Genomic DNA, 22082 nt, shown 5'->3' with positions numbered 1-22082 from the left:
ATTATTTTGACAGCGCTTTCTTTCATTGAAATAATAGTCGCACGCTGTATTCTATCTAAATCTTCAAAATTCAAGTTATTCCATTTTCTTAGTTTCCTTTTCACTAATATTCATTGACGTTTTCCACTGCATGAATCCAAGTCTTTTTCCTTTAAACTTTCCGTATTTTAATATCTACAAAAACAATGTTCATCGACGCTCCAATCCCTGTCACTTCCGAATAAATAACAGCAAATGTTTTCAACGTTCGCCTTATTGTTTTTCAATGATTCCAAGCTCAAACATGTAAAATGATCCCAAAAATGAATTAAAGTTTGTAAACCTTATGATTAAAGATACGATTCATTTTTTAAAATTCTCTTAAATAATTTGAATTAGTCTAATTCTATTATTATCTTGCACCTTTATATTTATTGTGCTAACAACGGCACATCTCAACGCGGTACAAAAATTGAATCTTCCCTACCAAGTTAAGAAGCGTTCTCAGAATGTTCTTCCATGTACACCTCGTTTTTTCGACTTATTCTTTTTAAATCAACCGGACCTATCGTATATTCTTTTGTACAATTTCAACAGAATTTCCTATTCTTGCAAATGAATTAAAAACACCGATCCATTTTATGATGCTCAGCATGGTTAATTCAATGAACGATTTAAGTATGTTCATTATGTAATATGTACTCACCTTGGAAACAGAACGATATAAGTTTTTATTAGATTCATCTAAGCTTACAGCCTCGTAATTGTCATGATTGGCATACTTAATTTCTTAGTTGAAATAATTAGAAAGAACGTGGCATTCCGAGGACGTGCTGTCCAACATAACTTAGGATCAAATTGTTTGTAACCGGTGCTACAATGAATAGTCTTGCTTCTTTAAATTTCCGTTCGATGTTGTATTCAGTTGCAAATCCATAGCCACCGTATGCTGACATTGCAGCATTCCCTGCTTTCCACGCAGCTTCTGACGACAAAAATTTTGCCATATTCGCTTCCGCACCGCAATTAATTCCTTCATCAAACATTTTTGCCGCCTTATCACGCATCAATTTTGCGGCTTCGATTTCCATGTAAGATTCAGCAATTGGGAATTGTACACCTTGGTTTTTCCCGATCGGTCGGTTGAAAACGATTCTTTCATTTGCATATTGTACCGCACGATCAACAAAGTAAAAGCCATCCCCTATACTCTCAGACGCAACGAGAATACGTTCAGCGTTCATTCCACTCAATACATAGCGAAATCCTTTACCTTCTTCACCGATTAAGTTTTCTACCGGAATTTCCACGTTTTCAAAAAACACTTCTGTTGTTGAATGGTTAATCATTGTTTCAATTGGACGAATCGTAATATTTTCTTTCTGATCGTTCATATCAAGAATAAACAAGCTCAATCCGTCAGTCTTCTTAACTACTTCAGCCTTTGGAGTCGTCCTTGCTAAAAGAAGCATGAGGTCAGAATATTCCGCACGGGAGGTCCAAATTTTTTGACCATTTACAATGTAACGATCACCTTTTTTTTCGGCGAACGTTTCAATGCTTGTTGTATCACTTCCAGCAGTCGGTTCTGTTATCCCAAACGCTTGAAGACGAAGTTCGCCACTAGCAATTTTTGGAAGAAGACGTTGTTTTTGGTCCTCATTCCCATGCCGCAGAATTGACCCCATTGTGTACATCTGCGCATGCCCCGCCCCTGCATTTCCGCCTGAACGATTGATTTCTTCTAAAATAATTCCAGCTTCAACCATTCCAAGTCCTGCACCACCATATTCTTCTGGGATAAGAACTGATAGCCAACCCTCTACAGTTAAAGCCTTTATAAATTCTTCTGGGTATGATTTTGTCGCATCAAGATTTCTCCAATACGATTCAGGAAACTTCTCACAAAGTGCTCGGATACCGCTTCTGATTAACTCCAAATCTTTTTTTGAACTTATTGCCACTTATAATTCCTCCTAATTTTATTAGCTATTTATTATTTGCCTTGCCAGTTTGGCTGTCTTTTTTCGTTAAAAGCTAGGATGCCTTCCAGACGATCTTCTGAATCTGCGCATTTATAATAGGCTTGAAGCTCGATAGTTAATGCTGTCGTAATGTCAGTTTGGAGACCGGTGTTAATCGCTTTCTTGAGATTTTGAAGTGAAAGAGGGGCATTTTTTGCGATGCTAGCAGCTAAATCTATTGCTGCTTCCATCAGCTTCCCACTTTCCGCAACTACATTGAGTAGACCGATCTCTTTCCCTCTTTCTGCAGAAAAATGCTTGCCACTAAATAAAATTTCTTTTGCGATAGCAACAGGAACTGCTCTCGGTAACAGTTGTGTTCCCCCAACACCTGGAATAATTCCGAGTGTCGCTTCAGGTAGACCAAACGTTGCATGCTTCACCGCAACCCTTAAATCACAGTTCAAAATCATTTCCATTCCACCACCAAGCGCGTAGCCATTGACGACTGCGATGACAGGATATGGAAAGTTACGAATTAGCATAAATGCTTCTTCGAAAATGTCGTGCTGCACTTTCCAATCTTCTTTTGACATTCCATTTCGTTCTTTGAGATCAGCACCAACGCAGAAAGCTTTTTCACCAGAACCAGTTATCATAAGCACCCGACATTCCTTATCTTTGTACAATAGTTTCAAACACTCCACCAATTCTCTAGACATTTGCGTATTCAACGCATTCATTGATTGTGGTCGATTCAGTGTAATTACGAAAACTCCTTGAGCTATAAAGTTTTTCTTCAATTGGATTGTTTCCCAATTCCGCAATTGTACCCCCCCTTATAATGTATGAATGCAAGTTCTCAGAAACGAGAAAAAGCATTAGCATGTTACAGATAGTTAGACGAATATTCCCAAAAATGTAATTCCGCAATAAGACTTTACTGTTTTACCGTATATCTTTTAGAACTTTTGCCTGCTTTGATAACTTGGCCGGGTAATTCATGACCTATATACTCTTTTAATAGCATAGCGGCCTCTATTAGCTTATCGAGGTTTATTTTTGTCTCAATCCCCATTCCCTTAAGCATATGAACGGTATCCTCTGTACAAATATTTCCGGTTGCCCCTGGCGCAAATGGACATCCTCCTAATCCTCCCAGTGCAGCGTCAAAACTTGTAACACCCGCTTCCATGCCTGCAAGAACATTAGCCAGCCCCATTCCTCGTGTATTATGGAGATGCAAATTCAATTGTTTGCTTGGCCATTTGTTTGAAACTTCCAAGCAGGTATCAAAGACTTGCTTTGGATTTGCCATACCTGTTGTGTCAGCTAATGAGAGAAGATTAACTCCTTTTCCAATAAGTTCATCAACTATGGATACAATTCGTTCTTTTGGCGTCATCCCCTCAAACGGACATCCAAAAGCTGTTGCAATAATACAATCAAGTGTTACTTCATTATCGCTCGCTAACTTGTAAATCTTTTTATATTCCTCAAGCGATTCCTCTGTCGTTTTCTTTACATTTTGAAGATTGTGTGTATTGCTTGCAGAAAAAACGAAGTTTACGTGTTTAACTCCCGCTTCAATAGCATTCTCCAAACCTTTTATATTAGGAACCAATCCGATAAAGCGCATGCCTTTCATATCTTTGATACGTTCAAAAACCTCTTTGCTATTAGCCATTTGAGGAACAAGCTTCGGGTTTACAAATGAACCGAATTCAATATTTTTAACATTTGCTTCCGCTAGTTTAACAATTAAATCAACTTTTTCATCAATCGAAAGAATTTTATTTTCCAATTGGAGCCCGTCACGAATACCAACCTCATTTATTTGAACTTCCTTAGGTAATTGCATTCCAACTTCCCCTTTAAATACTTTTCTTCTTAAAGGATACCGGATCCAAAATATTTTGTCTAGTTTCTAAAAGCCCTCTTTCTTATGTTATTATCCTTAGCAATAATCAAATGACCTTAAGAACTCTTGGAAAGACTATATTAATGAATTTAAGTCATTGCTGATAGAAATCTTGCTTTAAGACAGCAATTCATCCCTTTATGATATATTAAATGCGTGTATAGAAAAGGATGAGAAACCGAATGGACTTATTAACAATCTTCGTAAATATTATCTTGCCAATTTTTATTATCGTCGGAATTGGAGCATTGTTACATTTGCAATTCCGCTTTGATATGAATACGTTAGTAAAGATAAACATTTATTATTTAGTTCCTGGTTTAATCTTAATTCGTTTGTATGAAACAAATCTTACAATGAACTTATTTTTCACTGTTTTTATGCTCTTTATTTTATATAGCGTTATTTTATATGTTGTATCTTTCATAATCAGTCATATATTTCACTTTAAACAGACTATGCGCACAGCATTTATGAATAGCACGCTTTACTATAATTCTGGAAATTATGGTGTGCCCGTAAATGATCTCGTTTTTCGACAAGATCCGTTTGCCATGTCCATCCAAATTATTATTTTAACGTTACAAAATTTACTACTTTATTCTTTCGGAATCTTTTCAGTACAAGCTTCTAAAATCGGAAAGTTTAAAGCGTTTATCGATTATTTAAAAATGCCTGTCACGTATGCAATGATTATCGGAATAGGTTTAAATATTTTTGACATCCCGCTACCAGAATTTCTGTATACGTCAGGAACGTATATTGCGAATGCTTTAATCGGAATTGCATTACTAACGTTGGGCGCGCAAGTCGCCCAATTGAAGTTTTCAAAAAATTTAATGACCGTATACTTAAGTGTCATTATGCGACTAGTAGTCGGCCCTACTCTTGCCTATCTTATTATCGTTGTTACAAATGTTGAAGGTGTTATCGCCCAAGCATTTTTCATCGCATCTGCAATGCCGACTTCGGTAACAACGTCAATTATCGCACAAGAATATGACAATGAACCAGAGTTTGCCGCACAAGCTGTACTCGCTTCAACTTTTTTTAGTATGGTTACAGTAACGATTGTCATTTATCTATCGACAATTATATATATTTAACACAGAGTTTTCATAGCTTATCGAAAATTAAGTTACATGCTGTTCACAGAAACATTATGTTAGAAGACTAATCGTTTGCTATTTCACATTAATTGTACGATCTAATTTTTCAATTATGCTAAGTTCTTGAAATAATGCGTTTCCAAGTCGATATAACAATTTTTCTTGAAACGTATTTCCGATAAACTGTACACCGATCGGTAAATTATCTTTTGAAATGCCGCAAGGAAGTGACAACGCCGGAAAGCCAATTAAATTAATATGGCTCGTTAACCGTAACATTGGCCATCGGATGTGCTCCCCTTTAAATAAGCCACGATTGATTTCCCGCTGATTAATTTTTGGTGCTAGCATTGCAGTTGTTGGGGTGATAATCACATTCACTTTTTTAAACAATTGCTTAAAAACGTAATATGCCTGAATTCTTTTATCTCGAGCTTGTATATATTGATCTGCGAGCACATCTTTGCCCGTGTATAATCTCTCTTTTACTTCCTCGTCCCATTCATTGCTTAGGTTTTCAAGGTGTTGCCTATGAATTGTATATGCTTCACTTTTAATAATCATTTGCTGCGCCTTAACCATTTCCTCAACGTTCGGCACTTCGATTTCTTCAAGCTTTGCACCTAAACGTTCCAATAACATAATACTCTTATTTACCGAATCTACAATTTCTATATCAACATGTTCAAAGTAAAAATTTTTAGGAATCCCGATCACGACATCTTTAATGTTGTCAGAGATACATCCATAATAATTAGTGTAATAACTTAGCTCTTTTGAATGAAAATCAAGCGGATCATAACCGGCAATCGCATTTAAAAATAGAGCATTGTCTTCAACTGTTCTCGTCATCGGTCCGACATGATCAAGTGTTGTACTTAAAGGATAAATTCCTCTTCTACTTACAAGACCATATGTTGGCTTCATACCGACAATGCCACAAAAAGCAGCTGGTACTCTAACCGAACCTGACGTATCTGTTCCAATCGCCCCTTTACACATATTTGTCGCTACCGCGGCAGCAGAGCCACTACTTGAGCCACCCGACATTCTGCTTACATCAAATGGATTATTCACTGGACCAAAATAAGAACGATCTCCAGTCGGGCCATACGCAAACTGATGCGTATTCAACTTTCCGATCAAAATTGCACCTGCTTCAGTTAATTTTCGGACGACTATTGCATCTTCATTAGGGATAAAATCTTTGTAAATCGGCGATGCCATCGTCGTTTTCACACCTTTCGTAAAAACGACATCTTTTAGTCCAATCGGGATGCCGTGCAACGGTCCGCGATAGTACCCATTCATCACTTCATCTTCCGCTTTTTTTGCTGCATCTCTAGCATCTTCACTCATTATCGTTATGAACGCATTTACTTCTTCATTCACACGTTTGATTTGACTCAAAAAACATTCAAAAACCTCAACAGGTGAAAGCTCTTTCGCTTTGATTTTTTTTGCTAATTCAACAATTGATAACGATACGATGTTTTCTCTCATCGTCATTCTCCTCTATGCCCCATTAAAAACTGCTTCACGTTGAAGCGATGGTCTTTTTAGTCTTCACGCCTATACCAGATCGAAAGGGTCATGATAATCATCAAAATTCCGAACAATGTTCCATATAACCATATCGTTAACATTGCATTAACCCACATGATTCACACCTCCAGAATCGCTTTTTTGAGTAAAGAGTCCAACAATCATCATTGCAGCAAGCCCAACAAGCACTGCCCAAGCACCAGCAGCTAAGTTACTCAATTCAAAGTCTGTAACTAAGATGATGATATAAGCAAAGACACCTGATACGAGAGAAACCTGTGCTGCTGTTTTCGTGGCAATTTTTGGCCAGAATAAACCTGCTAGCAATGGTCCCATCGTACCGGAAGCGACACCGGAAATGCCGATCCAAAGAAACATCCCTAATGATTCTGGTGGATTTAAAACAAGCAAGTACGAGAGCACACCGACAATGATAACAACATAACGACTAATCTTTAATGAAACTTCGTCGACTATTTCCGGATCGGTTTTTACGATTCCTTTCGGAACTAAAAATTTTCGATAAATATCATTGGCAATAACGGTTGACATAACGACGAATAATCCGTCCGTCGTCGACATTGCAGCTGCAATAACTGTAATTCCTAAAAATGCTGCGATGATTGCAGGGAATACTTTCATAACGTATTCTAATAATGCTTGATCAGGGTGGTCGACTGTTACTTCTACTGCTGCATAAAGCCCGCCAAAAATGACGAATAAAAATGCCAATGCACTGACTGCATACGTAATAATCATTTTCCGCATATCACGCGGGTCTTTTAATGCTAACACTTTATTAAAAAGTTGTGGTTGTGATGAAAATGCAAACTGAATAATAAAAGCACCAATAATCGCTGGAATGGAATAAAAAACGAGTGAGTTCGGATTGACGATCGCCACTAAATTCGGATCCTTCGCTGAAAGCACAGCGTCAATTTCTGTAAATGCACCCGTAAAACCACCATCAAAGACCCATAAAGCTGAAATAAACACGACAACACCCATCACTGCCATTAACACCGCTTGTACAGCATCCGTATAAATGTCCGCAAAGGATCCACCTGCGTATACGTACGCAATGACAAGCACCATTGTTATGATTAGTCCGATGTTGTATGGAATTCCGAGCAGCGTGTTAAAAATCCAAGCACCTGCAGCAAACTGTGAGGCAATAGCAAAAATATTAAACAAGCAAACGATCGCGGTTCCGACTCGCACGAAGTCACTGTCGTATCGGTCTCCTAACCAGTCTGGAAGTGATAACGACTTCTGTTTAATATTCATCATTCTTGCTCTTTTGGCGACAACAATAAGTCCTAACGGTGATGCGATAATTAACGTTAAAAAGATCCACAGTGTTGAAAAACCAAATGAATATGCCCATCCAGGATAGCCGATAAACGTTGTTGCACTGAAAAATGTTGCTGCATAAGCTAATCCTAATACGACCGGCCCTAATGATGAGCCTGCAATCGTAAAATCTTCAATATCTGACGTATGTTTATAGCCTAAATAACTTAAATAAACTAAAATACCAACAAATATAATAAAACCTATCCACATGTAGATCTGTATTTGGTCCAAGAACGTAACCTCCCTGCCACAGTAATGAATAACTTAGTAAAATTATACGGAGTTTGATTACGTTCTATTCATCCTCTAATTTCTTTACGGATCAAAAAACTTCGTGTTCTTATTGTTAAGAACACGAAGTTTTTCTCTGTTTACGTCGTTTCCGGGACCTTATCCCAAGCTGTCACGACGGTTGTTTTCTTACCTGTCTCGCTATCATAAATATGTCTTTCAATCTCTCCAATGTTTCCCCCATAAATGTGAAGTCCGACACAAGGTTCTGAAGAAGCGCAATGAACTTCGTGAAGATCTTGATCAGATGTGCAACAGACGACGACATCACCTTTTTGTAAATTCCGTTCAAACTCTTTTAACGGTGGCTGACCAGGATGAATTGCATAATGAATTTCGCGCTCTTTTCCTTGAATTATGCCGATGACGCCCCATGTACCGTGGTCATGAATCGGAGTTGATTGCCCGACATCCCATACAGCTGAAGCAATCGAAAAACGATTGTCTGGATCGATGTAAACAGGATATAACGTATATTTATCCGGATTCGGTTGTTTGTATATATCAGGGATGATTCCTTGCTTCATAACAATTTTTTTCAGCCGTTCTGAAACCTTTTCAGTTAAACGACTTTCGTTTTCTTCTAATTTAATAATTTCTTCAATTTCAGTAATAAATGTTTTCATTGCGGGATGCATCTTTTTTCCCTCATTTCCCTTATCAATTAAACTGACATGCAATTTCTTTAACGACTGGTACACTTTTTCTCTCTGTTCGATCAAACATGACACTTGTCACCATTGCTTCCGTAATTTTTTCATCAGCTTGATTGAATATTTCTTGTTTCAAATCAAAACTTGTATTCCCTAATCGAACAGGTACTGTTTTTACTTTTAAACGCTCACCATAAACAGCTTCTTTTAAAAACGTAATCGTTAGGTTCACAACGACAGTCCCGAGATCGTGTTTGCGCATCATTTCAAATGAAAAGCCAGATTGCACATACCAATCTCCTCTCGCCTCTTCTAAATAACCGACATACTCTTTGTTATTTACATGATTTAGTTCATCTAAATCTTCACGTTTTACAATAATTTCTGTCCACGTTTCCATTATGATCGCCCTACAATTTTTTCTTCAATGTATTGTCTGCTTTTATTGACGTAACCGTCTGCGCCAAGCTTTAGTCGTTTTCTTTCATCATCTGTCAACTTACGAATAACTTTTGCTGGTACACCTGCAACGAGAACACCTGGTTTAATTACCTTTCCTTCTGGCACGAGACACCCAGCAGCAATGAGCGCACCTTCTCCGATAATAGCCCCGTTCAAAACAGTCGCTCCCATCCCTATAAGAGCCCCATCTTTTACGGTACAACCATGTAAAATGACGTTATGACCGACAGTTACATCTTCTCCAACATTCGTTGGAAAATCAGGATCAGCGTGGATAATAGTTCCATCTTGAATGTTCGAACGTTTGCCAACTTTGATCTGTTCATAATCTCCTCGTAAAACTGCATTAAACCATATCGACACGTCTTCTTCCAAAACGACATCACCAACAAGGTGGGCACCAGGTGCAACGTAAACCGATGAATGAAGCTTTGGATCAATCCCGTTAAATGTATGAAGCATTACTTTCCCCCACTTTCCTATATAACAGAATAAACTCTCACTAACCGTCCACGAATTCAAAATGCTGTCAGACTTCTAAAGCCTTTGTTAGACAGACAACTCTCACCTGCTTCACTCACATTCTATGAGCTAGGCGAAAACCTTTCTTTTCATTTGCAATCGTTCATCATTCGACTACATAATAAATCTCGGTTCACCTCCGTTTTATCATGACTCCAACGGTTCGTTTTCTAATTAAGTTGCCAAACCAAAGCTTCAGCCATGCTTTAAAAATAGAGCGTGTATAAGGAATAAGCAAGAAAAAGCCGACTAAATCAGTAACAAATCCCGGCGTAATTAGAAAAATGCCTCCGACAAGCACACAAATTCCGTCCAAAATTGCTTCACTCGGCATATCACGATTTTGAATTTGTACTTGAGCAAGGCGAATCACTTGGGTCCCTTCTCGTTTCGCTAACCATGCTCCTAACAGAGCAGTTGATACAATTAAAAGAAGCGTCCAGCCAATGCCAATGTATTGACCGATCCAAATGAATACAGCAATTTCCATTACGGGAATTAAGATAAGCAAGGCTAAAATAATTCGAAACATAACTATCTCCTTTTTTCGCGGTCTGTCATACCATCCCCAATCTGACCTCTGGCCTCCGTTCCCTGACTTTTTTGCTTCTATATTACACTCGTATATCCATCGTAAATGTCACCTTTAAACGAATCAACAGTAATCTCTTGACCATCTTTTAATATATCTGTTGCGTTGTCCACTCCAACGACAACTGGAATTCCTAAGTTTAAGCCAACAATTGCAGCGTGACTCGTTAATCCACCTTCTTCTGTTATGACAGCGGACGCTTTCTTAAACGCTTCTATCATTTCTTTATCTGTACCGTACGTAACGAGAATGCTACCATCTTCTATTTTTTCATTTGCTTCCTCTGCTGTTTTAGCGATCACAACTTTCCCAGATACTGTTTTTTGGCCGATTCCTTGTCCTTTCAGAACGACATCACCAATGACATGGATCTTTAATAAGTTTGTCGTTCCGATTTCGCCTACGGGGACACCAGCCGTAATAATGACTAAATCTCCACGTTTTACGAGATTCGTTTTTAACGCTTCGTCTACTGTAATTTGAAGCATCTCATCGGTCGTTTCTGCACTTTTTCCAAACTTTGGAGCAACACCCCATACGAGGGACAGTTTTTTACACACTTTTTCACAACTTGTAACCGCAATAATCGGGGCTTTCGGTCGGTATTTAGAAATCATTCTCGCCGTATGACCACTTTCTGTCGCCGTTAAAATAGCCGCTGCATCTAATTGCAATGAAGCATGCGTTACAGACTGGCTAATTGCGTTCGTCGTTGATGTAAAGCTCTCCCGACTCCGACTTCTTAAAATTTCACGATAATCTAATGATTTTTCAACTCTAGACGCAATTTTATGCATCGTTTCTACTGCTTCAACAGGATAGTTTCCTGCTGCTGTTTCGCCTGAAAGCATAATCGCATCCGTTCCATCGAAAATTGCGTTTGCAACGTCACTCGATTCTGCACGAGTCGGCCTAGGATTTCGTGTCATGGAATCAAGCATTTGTGTTGCCGTAATGACCGGTTTACCAACCATATTACATTCATGGATAAGCATTTTTTGTACGAGCGGAACTTCCTCTGCTGGTATTTCCACTCCTAAATCTCCTCTTGCAACCATTAGACCGTCTGAAACTTCTAGAATCCCTTTTACATTATCGACACCTTCTTGGTTTTCAATTTTCGGGATAATGTGTATGTCCGTTACTCCGCGCTTTTCAAGGATTTCACGAATTTCGAGTACGTCTGATGCTCTTCTTACGAACGATGCAGCAATAAAATCGACACCTTGTTCAATGCCAAACTCAATATCCTTGGCATCTTTTTCCGTGATACCCGGAAGATTTACGCGAACGTTTGGAACATTTACACCTTTTTTACTGCCAAGGATCCCGCTATTTAAAATGTTTGTACGAATTTCTTGCTCTGTTTTCCCGATAACTTCAAGTTCGATTAAACCGTCGTCGAGTAAAATTTTCGACCCGACTTCGACATCACTAGCTAGACCCGAATACGTCACCGAAATTCTCTCAGCCGTTCCTGTTATTTCTTTCATGGAAATGATTAGCTCATTCCCTTTTTGAAGTTCAACTTCATCGGTTACCAGATCTCCCGTTCGGATTTCTGGACCTTTCGTATCGAGCAAAATCGCAATCTTTTTACCGGCTTTTTCTGAAGCTTGACGGATGTTATGAATACGAGTTAAATGTTCATCACGGTTTCCATGGGAAAAGTTTAAACGAGCTACGTTCATGCCTGCCTGAATAAGTTTTACAAGCATATCTACACTGTCACTGGCTGGTCCAATCGTACAAACAATTTTCGTCTTCCGCATTGTCGTTTTAGCCCTCCTCGCTTTCCTCTTGAAACGATTGTGTCGCTTGCGCATATGTTCCGATCTCTCGATATTTCTCATAACGCTGTTGAACGAGCTCATCTTTCGATCGTTTACATAATTCGTTTAGTGCTTTTTCTAAAACATCGTCAATATATTTAGCTTGTAACTTCGGATCACGATGGGCACCACCTCTAACTTCTTGGATTAAATCATTAACGACCCCAAGTTTAACCAAATCTGGTGCGGTTATTTTCATTGTTTCTGCTGCGCGTTTCGCTTGGGTCGAATCTTTCCATAAAAGCGCTGCAGCGCCTTCCGGGGAAATAACGGAATATGTAGAGTTTTCAAGCATATAAATTCGATCCGCCACACCAAGTGCTAACGCACCACCGCTTCCGCCCTCGCCAATCACGATACAAACGATAGGTACGGTGAGACCAGCCATTTCAAGTAAATTTTTCGCAATCGCTTCACTTTGGCCGCGCTCTTCTGCTGCTTTTCCGGGATACGCCCCTTTCGTATCGATGAACGTAATAATCGGGCGATTAAACTTTTCAGCTTGTTGCATTAAACGCAACGCTTTTCGATAACCTTCAGGATGAGGCATTCCGAAATTACGGCGAATATTTTCTTTCGTATCTTTTCCTCGTTGATGCCCGATAACGGTTACTGGCTTACCTTTGTACTTCGCAATCCCGCCTACAATTGCGGCATCGTCACCATACAATCGATCGCCATGCAACTCGATAAAATCTGTAAAGAGATGTTCGATGTAATCGAGTGTTGTCGGTCTTTCTTGAAAACGGGCAATTTGAACGCGATGCCACGGCTGTATGTTTTCATATGTATCGCTTTCCAATTTTTCTAGTCGTTCTTCAAGATGTTTTAATTCAGATGATAAATCAATCTTTTTCTCATCCATAAATGCTTTTAATTCACTAATTTTATTTTTTAAATCATTAATCGGACGTTCAAACTCTAACTCAGCCACTGCGAATCCCCCTCTAGCTGATGCATATCCAATAGTTTTACGATCGTATCTTTTAATTCTTCACGATGAACCACGCGATCTAATTGGCCATGCTTCATTAAAAATTCAGCAGTCTGAAAGTCTTTTGGCAATTCTTCACGAATCGTTTGCTCAATAATCCGGCGACCGGCAAAGCCGATTAAAGCACGTGGTTCAGCAAAATTATAATCGCCAATTGAAGCAAAACTAGCTGATACGCCTCCTGTGGTTGGGTGAGTCATGACTGAAATGAACAACCCGCCACTATTGCTAAATCGCTTTAGTGCTGCACTCGTTTTGGCCATTTGCATTAAGCTGAGTACGCCTTCCTGCATTCTTGCACCGCCAGAGGCAGTGAATATAATGAACGGTACGTTTTTTTCACCAGCTTTTTCAACGGCTCGCGTAATTTTCTCTCCGACGACAGACCCCATGCTCCCCATTCGAAACCGAGAGTCCATTACTGCAATGACAGTTTGGTACGATTCGATCGTCCCTTCTCCCGTAACGACGGCTTCATTCAATTCTGATTTTTGTTTATCTGCTTCTAAGCGTTCAAGGTAATTCGGAAAGCCGAGCGGGTTTTCAGAAATCATATTTTTATCGTACTCAATGAACGAGCCTGAATCGATTAAACTATCAATTCGTTCATAAGCTGTCAGCGGCATATGAAACCCGCATGACTGACATACGTTTAACGTTTTCTTTAATTCTTTTGTATAAATAATTTGCTTACAGTTAGGACATTTCGTCATAATTCCTTCTGGTACATCTTGTTTTAAACGTTCAGAGGGAACTGTTGCATACTTTCGTTTCTTCACAAAAAAGTCTCTAATCAACATACCCATCCTTTCCCTCACTAAAAAGTACGAGGTTACAATCAAACACACTTAGATCTATTTTACCCGATATGTGATCGTGAGATCTAGTCTCACTCATTTATCCTTTTAAAACATAAAGAAACGGAGAAGATGACTTCTCCGCTCGTTTTAAAATGTTCAGCAACTCACACGGTATGAGTGAGTTCAACGTCCTTACCGGTAACCTCACTCACGCCGGTGTTGCAAAAAACGTTTTGTATTTAATTGGCGTTGCCTTCCGTTGCTATCCTATTGAATACATACTTTTACATATGTTCATTTTCCAATAATTGCAAGTTGTCGAGTTTTTTCAGCTACTTCTTCTGGGTCAACTTCAATTCTAGCAACTCCTGTTTCCATTGCTGTTTTCGCAACTGCCGCCGCAACAGCTGGAGCGACACGTGGATCAAATGGTCCAGGGATGACATAATCTTCTTTAAGTTCATCTACAGAAATTAGATTTGCAATCGCATAAACAGCCGCTTCCTTCATTTCTTCATTAATTTCTCTCGCTCTCACATCAAGTGCCCCGCGGAAAATTCCTGGGAACGCTAACACATTGTTCACTTGATTTGGACAATCTGAACGACCTGTACCAATGACTTTTGCACCTGCTGCTTTTGCTTCTTCAGGCATAATTTCTGGATTTGGATTTGCCATTGCAAAAATAATTGGGTTTTCATTCATCGTACGAATCATTTCTTGGGTTAATGCACCCGCAACAGAGACACCGATAAATACGTCTGTGCCTTTAATGACTTCTGCTAAAGAACCCGCTTTTTTGTCACGGTTCGTAAATGTAGCAATTTGTTCTTTCATTGCATTCATTCCGTTCAGGCGTCCTTCATAAACAGCCCCTTTAGAATCACACATAATAATATCTTTTACTCCGAACCGTTCAAGTAGCTTAATAATGGCAATCCCAGCAGCACCTGCACCATTAACGACAACTTTCACGTCAGACATTTCTTTACCCGTTAATTTAAGTGCATTAACAAGACCGGCAAGCGTAACAATCGCCGTTCCATGCTGATCATCATGGAAGATCGGTATATTCGTTTCTGCTTTTAAACGTTCTTCGACTTCAAAGCAATTCGGTGCTGCAATATCTTCTAAGTTAATACCACCAAACGTTGGTTCAAGCAATTTGACTGTCGCTACGATTTCATCAACATTATTACTATTTAGACAAATCGGGAACCCATCAACACCTGCGAAGCTTTTAAACAAAACTGCTTTTCCTTCCATAACGGGCAGTGATGCTTCAGGACCAATATCTCCGAGTCCTAATACGGCAGTTCCATTTGAAACGACAGCGACCATATTTCCTTTCATCGTATATTCCCACACTTGACTCGGATCTTTATTTATTTCCAGACAAGGCTCAGCCACACCCGGAGAATAAACGAGGCTTAAATCTTGTGAATTCCTTACCTCAATTTTCGTTTTTGATTCAAGTTTTCCTTTATTCTTACGATGTATATGCAACGCTTCATCGCGCAACGTTGACACCGTCGTCACTCCTTCAGTTTTAACTTCATTCATTGACATGTATTCCACCCCTATACACTCATTTTCACTATACTTCGATAATCCATAATAAAGCCTTATAGGTAAAAAAAGTTATACATTATATGATATAACAACTACTCTCTAGTTGTAAATAGTTTTATCCTTTTTAATCTGAAAATTCGAAAACAGTTAGAACAAGCCTGTCTTCAAATTTTTTAGCGATAATTAAAAATGACATTATTTTTACCGATCAACTTTTTAATTTCAGCTAGACATGACTCTGAAGCAGAAATCGAATATTGGTTTGAGAGGCGCCTCAGTTGTTTATCTGATTCGTAATACAATTGAACAGCTACATCGCCAGGATACTTAGTTAAAATTCGTTGTAAGTCGGTTAAAAGCGTTGTACGATGACGATGACTTTCAATCTTTAATAGCACGTAACTATGAGTCCGCTCGTTCAGTTCTTCGATATGTTTGATCTTGTTCGCAATTATTTTCACACGGTCATGTTGTAGTTCTACTGTCCCTTCGATTATCAAGAGCGATTCTTCGCTTAGTTTTTGTCGTGACTCACTATACACGTTCGGAAAAACGACAACTTCCCCATCCCCTGTTTGATCACTTACTTTTAAAAATGCCATCTGTTCGCCTCGCTTTGTCCGAATGATACGAACATTCTCAAGCAAAACTGCGGTCATGATGCGACGATTTTTCTTTCTGCCTTTGCACTCACTCAGTCGTGTGTAAGGAATATGCTTAAGTAGCGATTCGTAACGAAGCAACGGATGTCCACTAAAATAAAATCCGAATACTTCTTTTTCATGCCCCATTTTTTCTAATTCTGTTAATGGTGGAACGTCGACATACGTAGGTTCATGATCATTTTCACTAAAAAACCCTATTTGATCTTTCGACCTTTGATACGTTTCACCGTGCTCTATCGCATCGTCCAATGTCGCAAGCAAACGTCCGCGCTCCACTCCAAATTCATCACATGCACCTGACAAAATAAGCGCTTCTAATGTTCTTCGATTTACAATTTTCAATGAAACACGTCTGCATAAATCAAAAATGGATTCATATGGACGTTGTTGAATGATGTGCTGAACAGCTTGAAACCCAACGTTTTTAATCGCAAGTAAACCAAACTGGATAACATCTCCATTCATCGTGAAATAAACATCACTATTATTGATCGATGGAGCGTGAATGACTAGTTCCTTCTGCCGCGCTTCACCGATATAGCGAGCAAGTTTTTCATCATTCCCGACGACGCTCGATAATAAAGCGGTAAAAAAAGCTACAGGCTCATTCGCTTTCAAATACGCAAGGTAGTACGCAATCATACTGTATGCAACCGCATGACTACGATTAAAGCCGTAGTCAGCAAAACGAACAAGTAAGTCGTAAATTGAGTCAGCGATTCGTTTTTCGTACCCATTTTTCATACAGCCTGAAACAAAATGACGACGCTCTTCTTCGAGTATTGTTCGGTTTTTCTTCGAAATGGCCCTTCGCAATAAATCGGCTTCACCAAGCGAGAAGCCTGCAAGAAGTGATGCGATTTGCATAATTTGCTCTTGATAAACGATAACACCGTATGTTCTTTTTAAGATCGGTTCAAGAGCGGGATGTGGATACGTAATTTGTTTTTTACCATGTTTCCGTGCAATAAAAGTCGAGATGTTTTCCATCGGTCCTGGTCGATATAACGCATTGACCGCAACGATGTCTTCAAATTCATTTGGTCTTAACTGAATTAGCACTCGTCGCATACCTTCTGACTCCAATTGAAAAATTCCCGTCGTGTCCCCTTTGCTTAACAACTGAAATGTAGATTTGTCATCAAATGGAATGTCGTCAAGATTTATTTTTTGTCCAGTCGATTTTTCAAGATCCTTCAAAATATCTTCAATGAGCGATAAATTGCGAAGACCGAGAAAGTCCATTTTTAACAAACCGACTTCTTCTAAATCTTCCATTGGAAACTGGGTAAGCGGTACATCATCTTGTACATTTTTTAACGGGATCACATCGGTCAACGGTTTATCACTTATCACAACACCTGCCGCATGTGTTGATGAATGTCGGGGAAAACCTTCAATCATATGAGCAAGTTCAACGAGTTTGCGAGCGGGATCGGATCGACGTACGAGTTCGTTTAATTCCGATGAAGCTTTCATCGCTTTTTTTAGTGTCATCCCCGGCTTTGCCGGAATTAATTTAGCTACTTGCTCAATGTCTTTTTTTTCAAAATCAAGTACTTTTCCTGCATCGCGTACGGACGCCCTTGCTGCAAGCGTACCGAACGTAATAATTTGGGCAACGTGCTCCTTTCCATATTTACGGGCAACATAGTTAATCACCTCGTCTCGTTTCGTATCAGGAAAATCAATATCAATATCAGGCATTGACACCCGCTCAGGATTTAAAAATCGTTCAAACAATAACCCGTGTTCTAACGGATTAACATGTGTAATATAAAGCGCATAGGCAACGAGTGAACCTGCTGCTGAGCCACGTCCTGGACCTGTTAAAATTCCCTGTTCTCGAGCGTACTTCATAAAATCCCAGACGATTAAAAAATAATCGTTAAAATTCATTTCATGAATGACCGAAAGTTCATATTGAAGTCGTTGCTTCACTTCTGGTGTAATGTTTTCAATCCGCTCTTTCAACCCTCTCACGCAAAGCTTCAATAACGCTTCTTTTGATGTAACATCTGGCGGCAACGGATATTTAGGCAAGATCGGTTTACCTAACGTTAAGTTCACATTACAGCTTTGAGCAATTTTTGTACTCATCTTTAGCGCTTTATGGAATGATGGATCGAACGCAGCTACCATTTCCTCTGTTGATTTTAAATAAAATTGCTCATTCTGTTGTCGCTTCAATATCGTTCCGTTCTTTATCGCAAGCAAGGCATCATAGGCAATCGCTTCTTTTTTGTGAACATAATGTACATTATTCGTCGCCACGAGTGGAATGCCCAGTTTATTACCTAATTTAGCTAGCAATGTATTGACTTGTTTTTCTGCTTGTAACCCATGGTCAACAAGCTCAAGAAAAAAATGCTCTACTTGAAAGATCTGTTTAAATTCGTTTGCGAGTTGATAGGCTTGTTCATATTCTCCATGTAGCAAACATTGACCTATCTCACCATCGATACCAGCAGATAAACAAAATAAACCTTCTGAATAAGACGCAAGCGTATCGATATGAATCGCTTCACTTTTACGTTGTTTTTGACTTTGTATATCGCTGCTAATTTTTAATAGGTGGCGATAGCCAATCTCGTTCTTTGCTATTAAAACGAGCGGGTAACTTGTCCCTTGTTCCGCGGAACTCGTCATGACGTTAGCTTCCAACCCGAGTATCGGTTTTATCTTTGCTTGCAGACACGCTTTATAAAAAGGGATCGTTCCGTACATAACATTTTTATCTGTCATAGCAATCGCATAAAAGCCGAGTTTCTTCGCCTGTTGGACGAGTGAATCGATTCGGCACGCGCCTTCTAAAAGGCTATATTCCGTATGTACACGCAAATGAGTAAATGTCATTGTTATCCCTTCCTACAGCAATGTATTCGTTCGTTCAAAATCAATCATATAATGAACTGGTTGTCCATATTTATAGTATTAGTTTGAATAGTAGTAAATTGCGCGCAGTAGCTATACAACTTAAACTTAGAACGCTACGTTCGAAACACCTAATATTATGTTGGGGATTTATTGTTTAAATTTAATCGTAGTACAGCATTCTCGACGGTGCTTTGTTTGGACCGTAAAGATTTGTATTACTACATCCTGTGCGTCGCCGTTTCGTTCTACAGCGAAAATGAACAGAAAGAGTGCTCTACACATTCCCATCAATCAAAGAAAGGGGAAAAGTGAAATGGAAAGGTTTATTATTACGCTCATTATAGCATTTTTCGTTGCAGTCGGCGTTGTCGTTGGCGGTTCCGTTATCGGAAGTATCGGTGCTTTTCTCTCTAACGAGCCTCCATTAAAAACAATGAATCAATTGGCTAACAATTTAAAAATTTGGGCACTTGTTGCGGCAATTGGCGGTACATTTGATATGATTTCAAGCTTAGAACGAGGCTTATTTTATGGAACGCCAACCGAAGTCGTAAAACAAATCCTACTCGTCATGTCAGCCATGAGTGGTGCATATACAGGATCACAGTTTATCGAATGGTTTACACAGGAGCATTTAAACTAATGAGAATACCCTTTTTTTATCGCATTAAAACATTGCAACATTTTTTTGCAGGACTAGCATTTGGTACGATCATCGGTTGGTTTTTATTTTTATTATTTTTCGGCATAATGCATGAACGACAAATAGATACCATTACTGAGCAACGAGCAGAAATTAAAGAGTTAAATGAAAAAATTGAACTGTTCCAGAAAGATATCGAAGAGATTAATGAACAAAGTGAAAAACAATTATTAATTAAAGAGATCAAACTTGAATTTCTTAATCATGAAAAATTGAAGTTAAACGAAATGGAAATATTTGAACTAGAAAAAATGGCACAGCACTATTTAAATCAACTGTTATTAAATAAACATGTTGATACGGTTTCTAAAAATAAAGAATTGCTCATTTCAACGTTAGAAAATAAGCAATTCACATTTGAAAAGAAACAATATTCGTTTAAGGTTCGACAGCTCTACTTATACACGACGGTTGAATTTTTCGTAGACATTCAACTTTCTTCATGATTCTATTCGGCAAGCTTCTTTCAGCTGCTGAACGATCTCATCTACGTCATCCCAAGAATAGATCGTCGCTCCTGCCGCCAACGGGTGCCCGCCCCCATTAAACTGGTTTGCTATTGTATTTACGATCGGTCCTTTTGATCGGAAACGAACGCGAATTTGGTCATTTTCTTCAATAAAAAACACCCATGCTTTTAATCCTTCAGCATCAGAAAAAGCATTGACAAGCAATGACGCCTCACTCGGTGACACATTAAATTTCTTCAACACTTCCATCGGAATTTTCATCACTCCGACGTGATCTTCGAAAGTGAAATTTTGCAGCACATAGCCATTTAAATGGATGAGTTCAATGCGTCGTTTATAAAGTTCATCATAGATGGCAGTAAAATCTAAACCGCTAGATACGATCTCACTAGCGTAACGGAACGTTTTCTCTGTCGTATTTGAAAATAAAAACCTCCCTGTATCACCGATTATTCCCGCGTAAATTAATGAAGCCGCTTTATCGTTTAACTTCAACCCGTGTTCTTTTCCGAAATGGTAAAACTCATAAATCATTTCACTGACCGCACTTGCAGACGTATCCACCCACATGATATCTCCATATTGATCATCATTTGGGTGATGATCAATTTTAATTAGCATGTCACCCATTTTATAACGGTGATCACTTATTCTCGGCTCGTTAGCCGTGTCACAAACAATAACAAGAGCACCTTCATATTCCGCATCACGAACATCGTCCATCCGATTCAAAAACGTGAGCGCCTCATCTTCTTCGCCAACGCAGTACACTTTTTTTTCAGGAAAACTCTCTTTAATCAGTTCAGCCAATGCCCCTTGAGACCCGAGCGCATCAGGATCAGGGCGAATATGGCGATGAATAATGATCGTTTCATATTGTTTAATTGCATTTAAAATTTGTAATTTCATCTACTAAGTTCTCCTTTTTTCCACGCTCTGATTATCACGTCGCACTAATCTGTTCATTCTTAGACAATAGACTTTAGTTACAATTCTCATCAGTCTTGCTATCAATTTCTTACGATTAAAAATAAGCACGATAAGAACGCTACGTTCGAGACACCCAAATAATGATTCGAGGATATATTGTTCTACATTTGCAACTAGAAGAAGCTCAACATAGTTGCAAACTTTAAGTCCCTAGATAAGCGCAACTAAGCCTCTGTCTGCGCCTTAAAAGACTTTCCAATTGGCTAGTTTCCTTTATCGGTTTACTATTAGTACAGCATACTCGACGGAGCATTGTTTGAGTCCTGTAGACACATCTGCATGCTCCACTTCTTTGTGGGCCTAAGTCCCACTTTTACACGTGTTAATCCTCCGTAATTCGTACACTCAAACGGACGATAAAAACCTGATAAGTCTCGCTTTATGGCAATTGTATGGCAAACATAGCATATCAGCTCAAATTGATCTAAAATGAAAGTAATGCGAACATCAAAATCATTGTGGAGGTATTTTCATGCCAGTATTCGTTATTCTCCTTATTGCTTCAATCATGTTTTACTTTTTTTATAAAGCAAAATCATTTCGCACGAAAGCCGTCATTGAAAAAAGTTGGATCAATACGAAAGCGAATATAGCGCTCGGTAGTTTTCTCGTGTTCTTTGGTTTAAATCAAATCTTTATCCGCTTCGATTCAGCCATTGCGCTTATTATAAGCGCCATTTTTATATTGCTCGGGCTAGCCAATGTCATATTAGGGTATAGAGCATACCGTCATTACTTGCCTCTAGCCATTAAAGAAGCTGAGCAAAATCAAAACTAATCTTTGG

General features: G+C 38.9%; 19 protein-coding genes. 4 read left to right on the top strand and 15 right to left on the bottom strand.

Features of this window, described 5'->3' with window-relative positions:
* Positions 1–782: 782 nt before the first annotated feature.
* The 3 genes from ABU914_RS02945 to ABU914_RS02935 form a co-directional block, all read right to left on the bottom strand.
* On the bottom strand, positions 783–1943 hold the full coding sequence (locus ABU914_RS02945; protein ID WP_379668265.1) for an acyl-CoA dehydrogenase family protein: 1161 nt from the start codon (positions 1941–1943) through the stop codon (positions 783–785).
* Positions 1944–1975: 32 nt separating this feature from the next.
* A complete protein-coding gene (locus ABU914_RS02940) occupies positions 1976–2770 on the bottom strand; it encodes an enoyl-CoA hydratase/isomerase family protein (protein WP_379668264.1) in 795 nt (264 codons plus the stop codon).
* A 113-nt stretch (positions 2771–2883) separates the two neighbouring features.
* Positions 2884–3804 (bottom strand): hydroxymethylglutaryl-CoA lyase, encoded by a 921-nt coding sequence (locus tag ABU914_RS02935; protein ID WP_379668263.1) that lies wholly within the window; start codon positions 3802–3804, stop codon positions 2884–2886.
* A gap of 242 nt (positions 3805–4046) precedes the next feature.
* Between ABU914_RS02935 and ABU914_RS02930 the strand changes: the two genes are divergently transcribed.
* A complete protein-coding gene (locus ABU914_RS02930; RefSeq protein WP_379668262.1) occupies positions 4047–4970 on the top strand; it encodes an AEC family transporter in 924 nt (307 codons plus the stop codon).
* Between the two features lie 78 nt (positions 4971–5048).
* On the opposite strand, the gene ABU914_RS02925 is transcribed toward ABU914_RS02930, so the two are convergent.
* The 11 genes from ABU914_RS02925 to dnaE form a co-directional block, all read right to left on the bottom strand.
* Positions 5049–6476 (bottom strand): amidase, encoded by a 1428-nt coding sequence (locus ABU914_RS02925; RefSeq protein WP_379668261.1) that lies wholly within the window; start codon positions 6474–6476, stop codon positions 5049–5051.
* 147 nt (positions 6477–6623) lie between these two features.
* The gene (locus ABU914_RS02920; protein WP_379668260.1) at positions 6624–8105 is read right to left on the bottom strand and encodes a sodium:solute symporter family transporter; all 1482 of its coding nucleotides are present in this window, start codon (positions 8103–8105) and stop codon (positions 6624–6626) included.
* 140 nt (positions 8106–8245) lie between these two features.
* Positions 8246–8803, bottom strand: coding sequence for a cysteine dioxygenase family protein (locus ABU914_RS02915; protein ID WP_379668259.1), 558 nt, complete (start codon positions 8801–8803; stop codon positions 8246–8248).
* A gap of 22 nt (positions 8804–8825) precedes the next feature.
* Positions 8826–9218 carry an acyl-CoA thioesterase gene (locus tag ABU914_RS02910; RefSeq protein ID WP_379668258.1) on the bottom strand — a complete coding sequence of 131 codons (393 nt, stop codon included), beginning with the start codon at positions 9216–9218 and terminating at the stop codon, positions 8826–8828.
* A complete protein-coding gene (locus ABU914_RS02905; RefSeq protein WP_379668257.1) occupies positions 9218–9742 on the bottom strand; it encodes a gamma carbonic anhydrase family protein in 525 nt (174 codons plus the stop codon). Before ABU914_RS02905 ends, ABU914_RS02910 begins: the two co-directional genes overlap by 1 nt.
* Positions 9743–9935: 193 nt before the next feature.
* On the bottom strand, positions 9936–10334 hold the full coding sequence (locus ABU914_RS02900) for an FxsA family protein (protein WP_379668256.1): 399 nt from the start codon (positions 10332–10334) through the stop codon (positions 9936–9938).
* Between the two features lie 77 nt (positions 10335–10411).
* Entirely contained in the window at positions 10412–12166 is a 1755-nt protein-coding gene (gene pyk, locus ABU914_RS02895; RefSeq protein ID WP_379668255.1) for a pyruvate kinase, read from the bottom strand.
* A 7-nt stretch (positions 12167–12173) separates the two neighbouring features.
* Positions 12174–13160 carry an acetyl-CoA carboxylase carboxyl transferase subunit alpha gene (accA, locus tag ABU914_RS02890; protein WP_379668254.1) on the bottom strand — a complete coding sequence of 329 codons (987 nt, stop codon included), beginning with the start codon at positions 13158–13160 and terminating at the stop codon, positions 12174–12176.
* A complete protein-coding gene (accD, locus tag ABU914_RS02885) occupies positions 13148–14017 on the bottom strand; it encodes an acetyl-CoA carboxylase, carboxyltransferase subunit beta (protein ID WP_379668253.1) in 870 nt (289 codons plus the stop codon). Before accD ends, accA begins: the two co-directional genes overlap by 13 nt.
* Positions 14018–14314: 297 nt before the next feature.
* Complete coding sequence (ystJ, locus tag ABU914_RS02880) at positions 14315–15583, bottom strand: NADP-dependent malic enzyme (RefSeq protein ID WP_379668342.1); 1269 nt, start codon at positions 15581–15583, stop codon at positions 14315–14317.
* A 182-nt stretch (positions 15584–15765) separates the two neighbouring features.
* Entirely contained in the window at positions 15766–19113 is a 3348-nt protein-coding gene (gene dnaE / locus ABU914_RS02875; RefSeq protein WP_379668252.1) for a DNA polymerase III subunit alpha, read from the bottom strand.
* 334 nt (positions 19114–19447) lie between these two features.
* Here dnaE and ytrH point away from each other — a divergent pair, with 334 nt between their 5' ends.
* Positions 19448–19777 carry a sporulation membrane protein YtrH gene (gene ytrH, locus ABU914_RS02870; protein WP_379668251.1) on the top strand — a complete coding sequence of 110 codons (330 nt, stop codon included), beginning with the start codon at positions 19448–19450 and terminating at the stop codon, positions 19775–19777.
* The gene (ytrI, locus tag ABU914_RS02865; protein WP_379668250.1) at positions 19777–20283 is read left to right on the top strand and encodes a sporulation membrane protein YtrI; all 507 of its coding nucleotides are present in this window, start codon (positions 19777–19779) and stop codon (positions 20281–20283) included. Before ytrH ends, ytrI begins: the two co-directional genes overlap by 1 nt.
* Here the strand turns inward: ytrI and ABU914_RS02860 are convergent.
* The gene (locus tag ABU914_RS02860; RefSeq protein ID WP_379668249.1) at positions 20278–21216 is read right to left on the bottom strand and encodes a DHH family phosphoesterase; all 939 of its coding nucleotides are present in this window, start codon (positions 21214–21216) and stop codon (positions 20278–20280) included. The two genes, ytrI and ABU914_RS02860, sit on opposite strands and share 6 nt — an antisense overlap.
* Positions 21217–21769: 553 nt before the next feature.
* On the opposite strand from ABU914_RS02860, the gene ABU914_RS02855 reads away from it, so the two are divergent.
* Positions 21770–22075: a YtpI family protein gene (locus ABU914_RS02855; RefSeq protein WP_379668248.1), complete on the top strand. Its 306-nt coding sequence runs from the start codon at positions 21770–21772 to the stop codon at positions 22073–22075.
* Positions 22076–22082: the final 7 nt, after the last annotated feature.

Source organism: Pueribacillus sp. YX66, assembly GCF_041725775.1.
In the GTDB taxonomy this organism is placed as follows: Bacteria; Bacillota; Bacilli; order Bacillales; family UBA6769; genus Pueribacillus.
The sequence above is the reverse complement of the archived record's forward strand: the minus strand, read 5'-3'. Positions and strand labels throughout refer to the sequence as shown.

What these genes read in the sequence shown, in the direction of transcription:
- ABU914_RS02935 (WP_379668263.1), bottom strand. Translation starts at nt 3,804, where the DNA reads ATGCAATTACCTAAGGAAGTTCAAATAAATGAGGTTGGTATTCGTGAC.
- ABU914_RS02930 (WP_379668262.1), top strand. Translation starts at nt 4,047, where the DNA reads ATGGACTTATTAACAATCTTCGTAAATATTATCTTGCCAATTTTTATT.
- ABU914_RS02925 (WP_379668261.1), bottom strand. Translation starts at nt 6,476, where the DNA reads ATGAGAGAAAACATCGTATCGTTATCAATTGTTGAATTAGCAAAAAAA.
- ABU914_RS02915 (WP_379668259.1), bottom strand. Translation starts at nt 8,803, where the DNA reads ATGCATCCCGCAATGAAAACATTTATTACTGAAATTGAAGAAATTATT.
- ABU914_RS02910 (WP_379668258.1), bottom strand. Translation starts at nt 9,218, where the DNA reads ATGGAAACGTGGACAGAAATTATTGTAAAACGTGAAGATTTAGATGAA.
- ABU914_RS02905 (WP_379668257.1), bottom strand. Translation starts at nt 9,742, where the DNA reads ATGCTTCATACATTTAACGGGATTGATCCAAAGCTTCATTCATCGGTT.
- ABU914_RS02900 (WP_379668256.1), bottom strand. Translation starts at nt 10,334, where the DNA reads ATGTTTCGAATTATTTTAGCCTTGCTTATCTTAATTCCCGTAATGGAA.
- pyk (WP_379668255.1), bottom strand. Translation starts at nt 12,166, where the DNA reads ATGCGGAAGACGAAAATTGTTTGTACGATTGGACCAGCCAGTGACAGT.
- ystJ (WP_379668342.1), bottom strand. Translation starts at nt 15,583, where the DNA reads ATGAATGAAGTTAAAACTGAAGGAGTGACGACGGTGTCAACGTTGCGC.
- dnaE (WP_379668252.1), bottom strand. Translation starts at nt 19,113, where the DNA reads ATGACATTTACTCATTTGCGTGTACATACGGAATATAGCCTTTTAGAA.
- ytrH (WP_379668251.1), top strand. Translation starts at nt 19,448, where the DNA reads ATGGAAAGGTTTATTATTACGCTCATTATAGCATTTTTCGTTGCAGTC.
- ytrI (WP_379668250.1), top strand. Translation starts at nt 19,777, where the DNA reads ATGAGAATACCCTTTTTTTATCGCATTAAAACATTGCAACATTTTTTT.
- ABU914_RS02860 (WP_379668249.1), bottom strand. Translation starts at nt 21,216, where the DNA reads ATGAAATTACAAATTTTAAATGCAATTAAACAATATGAAACGATCATT.
- ABU914_RS02855 (WP_379668248.1), top strand. Translation starts at nt 21,770, where the DNA reads ATGCCAGTATTCGTTATTCTCCTTATTGCTTCAATCATGTTTTACTTT.